General features: G+C 39.0%; 8 protein-coding genes. 2 read left to right on the top strand and 6 right to left on the bottom strand.

The window, feature by feature from the left end:
• Positions 1-360: 360 nt before the first annotated feature.
• On the bottom strand, positions 361-1,668 hold the full coding sequence (gene murA, locus ACE01N_RS05940; protein WP_380585785.1) for a UDP-N-acetylglucosamine 1-carboxyvinyltransferase: 1,308 nt from the start codon (positions 1,666-1,668) through the stop codon (positions 361-363).
• Positions 1,669-1,685: 17 nt separating this feature from the next.
• Positions 1,686-2,276, bottom strand: a complete 591-nt coding sequence (locus ACE01N_RS05935; RefSeq protein ID WP_375726842.1) for a DUF4290 domain-containing protein — start codon at positions 2,274-2,276, stop codon at positions 1,686-1,688.
• Between the two features lie 221 nt (positions 2,277-2,497).
• On the opposite strand from ACE01N_RS05935, the gene ACE01N_RS05930 reads away from it, so the two are divergent.
• A complete protein-coding gene (locus ACE01N_RS05930) occupies positions 2,498-2,710 on the top strand; it encodes a hypothetical protein (RefSeq protein ID WP_375726841.1) in 213 nt (70 codons plus the stop codon).
• Between the two features lie 44 nt (positions 2,711-2,754).
• Here the strand turns inward: ACE01N_RS05930 and ACE01N_RS05925 are convergent, their stop codons facing one another.
• The 4 genes from ACE01N_RS05925 to ACE01N_RS05910 form a co-directional block, all read right to left on the bottom strand.
• Entirely contained in the window at positions 2,755-3,744 is a 990-nt protein-coding gene (locus ACE01N_RS05925; RefSeq protein WP_380585782.1) for a chorismate-binding protein, read from the bottom strand.
• Between the two features lie 70 nt (positions 3,745-3,814).
• Positions 3,815-4,870 carry a threonine aldolase family protein gene (locus ACE01N_RS05920; protein WP_380585780.1) on the bottom strand — a complete coding sequence of 352 codons (1,056 nt, stop codon included), beginning with the start codon at positions 4,868-4,870 and terminating at the stop codon, positions 3,815-3,817.
• Entirely contained in the window at positions 4,854-5,558 is a 705-nt protein-coding gene (locus tag ACE01N_RS05915; protein WP_380585778.1) for a rhomboid family intramembrane serine protease, read from the bottom strand. The genes ACE01N_RS05920 and ACE01N_RS05915 overlap by 17 nt, the downstream gene beginning before the upstream one ends.
• 92 nt (positions 5,559-5,650) lie before the next feature.
• The gene (locus ACE01N_RS05910; RefSeq protein WP_380585776.1) at positions 5,651-7,633 is read right to left on the bottom strand and encodes a LamG-like jellyroll fold domain-containing protein; all 1,983 of its coding nucleotides are present in this window, start codon (positions 7,631-7,633) and stop codon (positions 5,651-5,653) included.
• 355 nt (positions 7,634-7,988) lie between these two features.
• Here ACE01N_RS05910 and ACE01N_RS05905 point away from each other — a divergent pair, with 355 nt between their 5' ends.
• Complete coding sequence (locus tag ACE01N_RS05905) at positions 7,989-12,419, top strand: rhamnogalacturonan lyase family protein (protein ID WP_380585774.1); 4,431 nt, start codon at positions 7,989-7,991, stop codon at positions 12,417-12,419.
• Positions 12,420-12,521: the final 102 nt, after the last annotated feature.

Here is a 12,521-nt window from a genome sequence, read left to right as displayed (position 1 = left end):
TTTATTTTGCTACAACGGAAGATTAATAATTAATAATAAAGAATCATAGTTGTCCGGCTAAAAATCAATATTACTTAAAGATTCTTCGCTTCATTTTACTACGCTCAGGATGACAGTCTTTTAGATTCAAATGAGGCTTGAGGATGGGTTGGTTTGGAAATCTGTCGCACGCAAACCAACCCATCCTCAAGCCCAACAGCCAGCAAATGCCTGTCATTCCGAGTGTAGTGAGGAATCTCTGAAGCTTTTACAGGACAACAGTAATAAATAATGAATAATATGTAGTTGGTTAATCATAGATCGCAAAAAAATACTACTATTACGTCTTGCGATTCACAATGGATTATTATACAAGACCAATTAGGGGAGCCGGGTGATATTGGCTCCGATGGCATTCAGGCGCTTGTCAATGTCCTGATATCCACGGTCTATCTGTTCCACGTTATGAATGGTTGACGTTCCTTCGGCTGAGAGTGCAGCAATGAGCAATGCAACACCTGCACGTATATCAGGACTCGTCATTATTGATGATCTTAATCGTGCCCTTTTTTCCAGTCCTATAACTGTTGCCCTGTGAGGATCACATAATATAATCTGCGCCCCCATGTCAATCAGTTTATCTACGAAAAACAGGCGGCTTTCAAACATTTTCTGATGGATAAGCACACTCCCTTTAGCCTGGGTGGCAACAACCAGAAATATACTTAATAAGTCAGGAGTTAAGCCGGGCCATGGGGCATCGGCAATAGTCATGATGGAACCGTCGATAAAGGTTTCGATTTCATAGCCTGACTGAGATGGAATATAAATGTCGTCGTCTTTTTGTTCGAAAATTATTCCCAGTCTTTTAAACTGCTGAGGAATGATTCCGAGATTATCAAAAGACACATTTTTAAGTGTAATTTCGGATGCAGTCATCGCAGCAAGTCCAATAAAACTGCCAACTTCAATCATATCGGGTAACATAGTATGCGTACAGCCTCCCATGGAATCTACTCCTTCAATGGTGAGCAGATTGGATCCTACACCGGATATTTTTGCACCCATGTTGTTCAGCATTTTACACAATTGCTGAATGTAGGGTTCACAAGCCGCGTTGTAAATGGTTGTTAGGCCCTCAGCCAGAACGGCAGCCATTAATAAATTGGCCGTACCGGTAACCGATGCTTCATCCAGCAGCATGTAAGCTCCTTTCAGGCGATCAGCGCTGACCCTGTAGAAATTATCTTTATACTCAAAATTAAATTTTGCACCCAGTTTCTGAATGCCGATAAAGTGTGTGTCAAGCCTGCGTCGTCCTATTTTATCACCGCCGGGTTTCGGAATGTAGGCTTTGCCAAAACGGGCAAGGAGAGGACCTATAATCATAATAGAACCTCGCAGAGAAGCACTTTTAGATCTGAATGTTTCTGACTGAAGATATTGAAGGTCAATATTTTCTGCTTTAAATGAAAATGAACCTTCTCCGAGTTTTTTTACAGTTACTCCAAAATCCTTTAACAACTGAATAAGATTGTTGACATCGAGAATATCAGGAATATTGTGTATGATGACTTCTTCGGGAGTCAGTAATACGGCACAAATAATTTGCAGGGCTTCATTTTTAGCTCCCTGAGGAATAATTTCGCCTTTTAACTGATTCCCGCCTTCAATTACGAATGTTGACATTCAGAGCAATTTAAGCGTTATTTTTTATTGGGATTCTTCTTTTTACGCTGTTTGTTGACAACAATTTTGGGATCCACCAATTTAAAATCCTTTTCGGAATAAGCCAGTTTTCCTTCTGATAACAAATACAAATCATCGAAGATCTTGGCGTCAGTAACCACATCTTTGTTCCATTGCAAAAACATTTTTTTCATATGGTTAGTAATCAGCAATACCAACTGATCTTTTTCCTTCGGATCTTCCATTTGTAAGGCATATTCCACCAGCATTTCAATGTTTTTACCATAATGCCTTATGCGTATATCCTGTTCAAGATATGGAAGTTTTTCATGTTGTTTATGTAAAGTCTCTTCGGTTGGCAACGGGCAGGGACTGTCAATATCAAGATTGAAATCTGACATTATGGATAAATGATCCCATAATTTCTGGTCAAAATCAGATACATCCCTTAAATGCGGAAACATATTTCCCATTACTGATACTATAGCGTATGCACACCGGGTTCTTTCATCCCTGTCCTTTATTGTCATCATATGGTTCACCATATTCTGAACATTTCTTCCGTATTCCGGTAACTTCAATTTTTCTCGTGTTGAATTATAATCCATTTGTCCTGTAATCAATCAGTTGGCAAATTTAGCTGTTTTAAGTCACTATTGCAAAATATAAAAATAAAGAAATTAACATTCTTCCCAACAGTCTTGATACCTTTTTCTAATAAAAAGTGATTTGGATATAATAAAATGAACCTTTAAAAAACTTCACAGCATTGAAATACCAAATGTTAAATAAAAATACTAAATTGCAAAACATTGTAAACTAAAACATTATGAACGATCACAACTCAAAGAGTCATTCCAGGAATGCGTCACGTAATGCGTCTTCGGGAGCAGTTTACGGACTTGGATTTATTGGTGCCGCTGTATTCTTTATTTCTCATGCAACCAGTTTTGGTATGGGGGTAGTTGGTTTTTTAAAGGCCATGGTATGGCCTGCATTTCTTGTATATGAAGCATTTAAGGCTCTGACCACAGTTGGATAAAAACTGATAGGGCAGATAAGACGGTTATTAATTTATTTTGAATTTTAACCGATATAAGGCAAAATGGACTCCAGTTTGTTTTCAGTTTCGTCCCATTCGGGTTGCTCGATGGATTGTCTGGTTATTCCACCACCAATAAAAAATTCCATACCCTGTTTGCAGATTTTAAAACATCTGAGAGTGACGTAAACATCGGTAAGATGTTCTCCGTTATTGCTGACAGGGCCCAAAAAACCGGCATAATATTCCCGGTCAAAACCTTCGATCTCCGAGATAATTTGCAGACTTTGGCGTTTAGGCAATCCACATACTGCCGGTGTAGGGTGGAGTGCTTTTAACAAACTGACGGAATTCACAGGATCGATCTCAAAACTATAATTTGTACATAGATGTGCTAAGTTACCGGTAAAGACCGATTCCGGACCTGATTTTTTTATATTTGCGGTAAGCTCATTCAGCTTTTTCTCAATAAATATCTCCACCAGATGCTGTTCCTCATATTCTTTATCAGTCCAGCTAAGGGGAGACATGTCTTCAATTTTTTGTGTTCCGGCTAAAGCAACTGTTTTACCATTTTGATGCGAAATTGAAAGCAAATTCTCAGGGGTGGCTCCGCACCAGACGCCCAGATTTGGATGATTGACAAAAAACAAAAATGAATTTGGAAAAGCTTTGTTCAGATTATGCATAATAATGCCAGGATTCGCTATATTTGTGGTTCCCAGGAAGAATTTTCGAGCAAGCACAAGTTTGCGAATATCCGAATCTGAATTAAGAATATCCATGATTCGTTTAAACTTTTTACCATATTTCTCCCGGGATGTAGAGAGAAAGTCTGAATCAATGGTAAACAGATTCTCAGGGTCAACCGAAAACGACAGATGGGCTGGGAATGTCTTTTCATATTCCGGTTCAAAAAAGCAAACCGGATGCTGGGGTGAGGCTTTAAACGGAGCAAAAATAAAACCATTTCCGGTAAGACCGGAATACGTATGATCCAGAATCGTTGTTTTGGCAATTCGAAAGTATTGCATCGTTTTTGATTTTGGAAAACGATACAATACATAAGGATGTTTTTCGGATAATAGGCTGTTAAGTTCCTGATTAATATCCTGCATTTTTACAAAGTTCTTTTAGTTTTAATACAAATCCGTCGATATCTTCTTCTTTGGTGTCGAAAGCTGTCATCCAACGCACTTCATTGGTATTTTCATTCCAGTAATAAAAGAAGTAAGTATCCATGAGCGGTTGTGTAACTTCTTTTGGAATAATAGCAAAAACACCGTTTGATTCCACTTTTTGGGTTATTCTGACTCCCTTGATATCTTTCACCTTGTCAAACAGCCTTTGTGCCATTTTGTTGGCATGCTTAGCACTTTTTAGCCATAATTCATCTTCGAAATATGCCAGAAACTGTGCAGATACAAATCGCATTTTACTGTACAGTTGCGCGCCTTGCTTACGGTAGTATTTAGTGAAATGTGAAAGTTCTTTATTAAATATGATAATGGCTTCTCCAATCATCATTCCGTTTTTAGTTCCTCCAAAACTCAGAATATCAATGCCACAATCTACTGTAAACTCATGAAAATCCATATTAAGGGAAACTGCTGCATTAGCCAGTCGGGCACCGTCCATGTGAACGACCATGTTATTATCGTGAGCCAGTTTAGTAATAGCACGGATTTCTTCTGGTTTATATACTGTTCCCATTTCGGTGGATTGTGTGATGGAAATAACCCTGGGCTGAGAATGGTGTTCGAAACCAAAACCGTGTAAATGAGGTTTGATAAGTTCAGGTGTAAGTTTACCATCCGGTGTTTCAATAGCAACAACTTTGCTTCCTGTGAATTTTTCAGGTGCACCACATTCATCTACATGAATATGTGCTGTTGACGTGCAAAAAACAGCCTCAAACGAATGTGTCGCTGATTGTAATGAAACGATATTTGCTCCGGTTCCGTTAAATACAAAAAATACGTCGCAGTCCGTTTTAAAAATCTCTCTGATTTTTTCTGTTGCCGCTTTCGTAACAGGATCATCGCCATAGCCAACAACATGTCCCTGATTCACAATTTCTAATGCTTTCAATATCTGTGGATGTACACCTGCATTGTTATCGCTGGCAAATCCACGTTTGAGTTCAACTGGGTTTATCATCTTTATCTTGTGTTATTATGTAGTTTATTGTCGTATTTTGTTCTTCATTTTCATTATCTGATTCTTCCTGTTCTTCCTCCCAGTTCCATTCTTCACGCTGTGGCCCTTCTTTTCTGAATATAACAGCCAAAGCAGCTCCTGTAAGTGTACCCATCAGGTGACCTTCCCATGAAACCGGATCATTTATTTTTAAAGGGAAAATATGCCAGAACATACTACCGTAAGCAAAAATAATGATAAATGCTACTGCCACCAGACCGATGTGTTTCCTGATTATACCACTAATGATTAAAAAGGCCCCCAGACCGTAAATAATACCACTGGCTCCAATGTGCCACGACGGACGACCTGAGATCCATAACAATGCATTGGCAATAAAAAAAAGATAAATAAACGTTTTGAGTGCAATTTGCCTGTAAAAGTAAAACAAACCTGTTGCCAAAAGCAGAAATGAAATAGAATTGGTCACAATATGCCCTATACTTCCATGAATAAAAGGCATAAAAAGAATTCCCCAAAGACCTTTAATTTCTCGTGGATATACACCAAGATGAGCCAGTGAGGATCCGGTTACCAGTTCCCAGGTTTTTGCCAACCAGCAAAAAAGTAAAAAAACAACCGGGATTATCAGGCTGTGAATAAATTTTCTGCGTTCATAGGGAATATGTTCTCCGAGACCTTTCAACACTTTTTCTGTTAAACAAGCAAAGTAAGTCAACTCTAGTTTATAAAACAAGTACAGATATGCTGATTCTTGTCAGAAATTACGCCAATAAAATCTTAGGGAATAACAACCTTTTGTGTTCTTTGTTGTGATCCGGTTTTTACAGAAACAATACAGACGCCGTGAAAACCATCCGGAATATCTAAAGAGCAATTATCTGCGTTGCCATATACATCTTTGCTAACAATAGTTTTGCCGGTAATATCAAGCAGCTTTACAACCGAATTCAATTCGGCGCTATTTTCAATAGCAACCAACATTTTATTTCCTTCAACACTGATTGCAATCGGATTTGTATTTTTGTTTTGTGGTTGATCCAAACCTGTAGATAAACCTGAGGATATTTCCTCAGCAGTAAACGCACGGTTATAGACACGAACATTATCAAAATAGCCTTTGAAATAAGGATCCGCGTAAAATGATTTGCCAAGGTATCCAATCAAATTCGTTCCCAGATCACTGACTGACCTTACAAAGGCATTTGAATCCACCAGGGTATTATCCAGATAAAGAGACATTAAATGATCATCCATGACAATTTTAACGTTGACCCATTTCCCTTTAAACGAGCCGTTTGTGAGCACCTGGCCTTCCTTAGAGTAACTTTGGGTAGTTATTGCGTTACGTATTTCATTATCTCTTGTTCTTAGAAACATGTATTTTGATGTATTCAGCCCAACCGTAAATGTAAAATGATAATTTGCATCCGATTCAGGTTTAATATCCATACTCACCGTCATTTTACTACGACCATCAAAAAATCCCTGAGGAAAAGCAAGGTAGGTTTCAGATGATCCATCCAGGTAAAGAACCTGACCTTTTCCCGCATCATTAACGTAAGTCGCATTGCCATAAACCAATGCATTATGCTGATTTCCTGATTTATCCACAACCAGTGCATTATTTAAAGTCTCGTTAAAATCATAATTTAAAACCGGATCATCAACGATTGTCTCATCCGGCGCTTTAACGGCCCATTTGGCAATTAAGGCATCATATTCTTCCTGTGTTATAGGTATTACTGTTCCATGCTTGGCTCCTGTAGGCATCAGATATTCTCCATCGCTCATTAAAGAAAGGCTGTTAGGTGCAGATATATCATCCGAAATAAAAGGAATATAGCCTCTGCGACTGTTTACATATTCATCAACCAGCACGCACCATTTATCCTCACCGTTAAACTGAAACATTGTTGGTCCTTCATAACCACCGGTGTAACTTTCCAGTTCGGTGTTTTGAATTTTCACAAATGCATTACCCGAAGCGTAGGTGCTGTTTGGATCGACTAACTCATTACTCGATGATAAACTGACATTAAGTACAATATCATCTTTAATAAGTCGATAAAATGTATCTCCGATTTTATGAATAGACGCATCTATTGTTCCATTGGGAGTATCGACATATACGAAAGGATCAGAAAAAGTGGCAAAATCCGGGGTATAAGCAGCATAAATTCTGTGTTTTGCATAGTTGTCAGTTGCAACACGGCTTGACCAGAACACCATGTATTTGGCTTCAGTTTCATCATATATTGCTTCCGGGGCCCATGTATTTCCCGCCAGAACCGCACTTGAAACATCAACCATTCGCTGTTCAGACCAGTTTACAAGATCATCAGATTCCCAAACCATGATTGAATTGCTGCCTTCCGTTGCCATGAGTCCCCAATTTCCGTTGTATTTACTTGCTCTGATATCCAGATCTGTTGCAATAAGATAAAAATGATTCCCTTCCGGTGTTCTTAAAATGAAAGGATCCCGAACTGACTGGTCACCCAGAACCGATGTCAGAACCGGGTTGTTTTCATTCAGGTCATCCCAGGTGAGGCCGTCTTTACTGACCGCAAAATAAATCTGCTGGTCATCAAGTCTGGTCTCGTCGCCACTAAAATACATATACAAATAGGCGTTATATTCTGATTGTTGCAGCATAATATTTTTTGCTTCTGATAAGGAAACGCGGGTTATAAAACATGCTATTAAGAATAATCTGAATACCTCTTTGCCTAAAGTTTTTATTTGAATAGTCCTATGCATAATAACGGAAATTTAATTGCTTTTGTCCTTCACTTCAAAGAAAGTTTAATTATTGATAATAACCTAAAAAGCATCAAAGATTGTATTTTTAACACTTAATCTTTTCTTTAAACTATTAATTCATTATTTTTGAGGGCTTTTAATAAATGGTATAATGTTTGCTTCTGAAAAGGAATCACTGATTCTATAGATCAGTTTAATCATTCGATATTTTGGACAAATACTTTTGGAATCAAACATAGAAATCTAACTAATATTATTCCACAACATGTTAAATTTTACAAGAAAGGTTAAGGTTGTTCTCCTTGTTGTTTTATCAATCGTTTTAACACGTCCGGTCTTTTCTCAAAGACAAATGGAAAATCTTAAACACGGACTGGTAGCAGTGAAAACTAATTCTGGTGTATTTTTAAGCTGGAGAGTACTGGCAAATGAGATGAAAGATGTTGCTTATAATCTTTATAAAGATGGCTCATTATTGAATACTGAACCAATTTCAGACGTAAGCAATTATCTTGATGCATCGGGAACAACAAGTAGCGTTTATCAGGTAAGACCTGTGATTAAAGGCGTTGAAAAGAATACGAATGAGTCAGCTTCGGTATGGGCTACAAATTATAAGGATATTCCCGTAAGGAAGATCAACGGAGGATACGGCACATACGAACTGAATGACGCATCTGTCGGAGATCTTGACGGTGATGGGGAATATGAGATCATCGTTAAGCGATTAGCTTTAAACATGGATATATCTTCCACCGATTACCATTATCTTGAAGCGTATAAAATGGACGGTACATTTATCTGGGCTGTCAACATGGGACCAAATATTTACAATGCTGTGGAATTTAATTTTCTTGTTTGGGATCTGGATGGTGACGGAAAAGCAGAGGTAGCTCTACGTACGTCGGAAGGTTTTATTGACGGTGTCGGAAATCAGATGGGTGATGTGGATGGTGATGGTAAAACGAATTACCGCTATTCAATTTCATCGGTGGGATACCGTATGGAAGGACCTGATTACTTATCGGTATTGGATGGTATGACTGGTGAAGAACTGGCCAGAGCAGAATATATACACCGCGGCCCGATTACTGACTGGGGAAAAGATGACGGTGGTCACAGGTCAACAAAGTGTATGTTTACTGTAGCGTATCAGGACGGCAAAACTCCAAGTATTGTTATAAGCCGCGGTATTTATGAGCGTATTGCTATGGCTTCGTGGAAATACAGTAATGGTTCTCTGACACAAAACTGGTATTTTGATTCAAACAGTCATCCGGACTATGCAGGACAGGGCTATCACAACCTGACACAAGGTGATGTGGATGATGATGGACGTGATGAGGTTATGTACGGTTCGATGTGTATGAATGATAACGGACAGGGATTATATTCAACAAAACTGGGACATGGTGATGCTCAGCATTTAAGTGATATTAATCCGTACAGAAAAGGACTGGAGTTTTTTGGTTGTTTGGAGAATTATGCCGGGGGAGACTATCGTGATGCAGGTACAGGCGAGATTTTATTTTACAAAAACATTGGCAGGGACATGGGACGTGCCGGATGTGCTGATATTACACCAGATTATCCTGGTATGGAAATGTGGGGACCTTCAGGATTCCCATTCCTTAGTTCTACCGGAGATGCAATTACCAACCTTTCACCTCCCGGATCGATGAACTTCTTTATCTGGTGGGATGGTGATTTGTCCAGGGAAATGCTGGATCATGCATGGTACGACAATTATGGAATTGGAACAATTACAAAATATAATAACGGTGCCAATACGCAGCTGCTAAGAGCTGATGGTACAAGATCGGATAACTGGACCAAAGGAAATCCTGCATTAAGCGCTGATGTTTTAGGTGACTGGCGGGAAGAAGCCGTTTGGAGAACAGCTGATAATTCTGCCTTGAGAATTTATACAACAACCTATCCTACATCAGTTAAGATCTATACCCTGATGAATGACCCGCAGTACCGAGCTGCTATTGGTTGGCAGCCCAACTCATATAACCAGCCACCACATCCGGGATTTTTTATAGGAAACGATATGGATTCGGTTCCACCCGCACCGATCATGCTGCCGGGTCAAAAAGTATGGAAGAGTGGGAGCTGGGATGCCGGAACATCTGCATCATGGACATACAATTCTGCTGATGTGAATTTTGCAGATGGCGATAGTGTATTGTTTGACATTTCCGGTGATAATTCAACAGCCATTACCGTTGATGGTGATGTGGCTCCGTCTGATATAAGGGTGATATCTCCAGATGATTATATTTTTAGCGGAACCGGAAGTATTACTGGCAATACTGATTTTACCAAAGCCGGAAGATGTAAATTAACTATCAATACTAGTAATACCTACACAGGTATTACCAGAGTTTGGGATGGATCGTTAATCATAAATGGGTCGTTGGAAAATAGCCAGGTACTTGTAAAAAGATTTGCAACTGCAGGAGGTAATGGCACATATAATAATGGTTTGAAGCTTGAACCATATACCAATCTTGTTATAAGTGATGCCAAAGGAACAGCTGACACACTATTCATTAATAAGGAACTTTCTGTTGCAAAAGAAACTACCTTGTTTTGGGATCTCTCCGACGATGTTGATGGCACAACAAAAACCAATGATATTCTGGTAATAGATGGTGATCTCAATTTTAGCACTACTACCATCAATATTAATCGTCTGGATGGCAAATTGTCAGCTGGAGACTATGTACTGGCAACAGTTTCAGGTTCCCTGAATGGAAATCTGTCGGATATTACTGTTACTGGAATTCCGGGCATCCCTCATTCTTTGAGCTTTGATAATAACAAACTTGTACTTACGGTAGATGCTACCCGTGCTCCCGGAAAAGTTGAATGGACAGGTGCCGTAGATAGTGATTGGGACGTATTTAATAAACTGAACTGGTCTAATAATGGTGAGGCAGATTATTTTATCGGAGAAGATTCTGTGGTAATAAACGATAACGCAGTCAATAAAGCTCTTAAAATTCAGGGCGACTATGCTGTGCGTGATCTTACAATAGATATCAGTAGTACTTTTCTTTTATCCGGTAATGGTTCAGTTACTGGAGATGCCGGTTTGACCAAAAAAGGTTCAGGGATTATAACTATTCTGACTGATAATACTTATACAGGTAAAACTAAAATTGAAGGAGGTAAGATCAGGGTATTAAATATTGCCAATGCCGGATATGCAAGTCCGATAGGTGCGTCTACAGATGCTGCTACTAACCTTCAGTTGAACGGAGGATCTCTGGAAATAGTCGGGACAGGCGAGATGACGACGGACCGAAATGTATACATAGGTGCCAATAACGGTGAATTATCTATTTTAAACAGTACAGTAACATTTGGCGGCTATTTTACAGGAACCGGAAACCTGATTAAAAATGGGTCAGGCACTCTTGTGTTAAAAACAAAAAACTTTCACAACGCTACTGTTATAGAAAAGGGATCTATCCGGCTAACCGAAGATGCTGCAAATATTGATGGATTGGGAGATACCGTTGTTTTCAGAAATGGCAGTACACTGGCAATGAATGATAATTCATATTCTTATACCGATGGATGTCGCTGGAATATTCTGGTTGAAGAGGGGCAAACCGGCAATTTATTGCTTGATAGTCGCAGCTCCCTTACAGGTAAACTTTTGGGTTCTGGTACATTAAATCTTTTTTCTCCCTGGATCCGAAATGATTTAAACGGAGACTGGTCTGGCTTCACTGGGACAATTAATATTACTACCGATGGAGACGGAGGAGATTTTCGTATTAATAATACCTATGGTTTTGGTAATGCAGATGTTAATCTTAACGGACAATTATATACCTATAATCTGAAAGGAGGAACGACAAAATTAGGTACACTTAGTGGTGTTACTGCTTCCACTCTTGGTTCAAATGTATGGAGCGTTGGACATAATGATGGTGATGCCGTTTTTAACGGCTTAATCACCGGATCAGCGGTAATATATAAATTTGGAAAAGGTAAATGGACCCTGACGAATGCGAACGACTATACCGGAAGCACTTATGTTAATGGCGGTTCATTGATTGTTTCGAACACCAGCGGAAGCGCGACGGGAACAGGTGCCGTAACAGTTAACAATGGTGCCATACTCTTGGGAACAGGTTCCATTAGGGGAGCTGTCACCATTAATGCAGGCGGATATTTGCAAGCTGGCTCAGGCTTATCAGGTTCATACTTAACGGTAAACAACCTTGTTAGGTTTCAACCTGGTTCATATTTTGCGGTTGCAGTTAATAATACTACAAATAATTCTGATAAACTGGTTTCATCTTCAGTAGTATATTTAGGAGGTACTTTATATGTAACTAATAAAGGCGGTGCTTATAAAGTAGGTGATAGTTTTAAGGTTATTGAATCAACGGCCAATACAGGAGATTTTGATGCAGTTTCCCCTGCTTCTCCGGGAACAGGACTTGCATGGGATTTATCAAAAATGCGCTCTGACGGAATCTTAATGGTAACTGTCAGCAACGCAATTGATGAAAACCAGACAGGTTCATTTGAAGTATATCCTAATCCGGGAAATGGATTATTCACGGTTGAATTAGCAAATAACGAAAAGATAAAACAAATTCAGGTAACTGATTTGAATGGTAAAAAGGTGTACAATGAAAGTGCAGATGGAGGTATGAAGGAAACACTTAACCTTCAAAGTTTAGCTTCCGGAATTTACATTCTTAAAGTTGAAACCGATGATAAGGTATATAACAGGAGGATTTCTATTAAATAAACTTTAAAATACAAATATAAAATACCCATCCTAACCGGTGGGTATTTTTGTATTCCCCTGAAAGCCTTCAATTAACACATTTTAATTAGCAACTCGTAAAAA

This window comes from Quyinboa ferrireducens (assembly GCF_042436675.1).
In the GTDB taxonomy this organism is placed as follows: domain Bacteria; phylum Bacteroidota; class Bacteroidia; order Bacteroidales; family UBA5342; genus JBHJHP01.
Note: the sequence above shows the minus strand (reverse complement) of the source record. Positions and strands in the feature narration are given on the sequence as shown.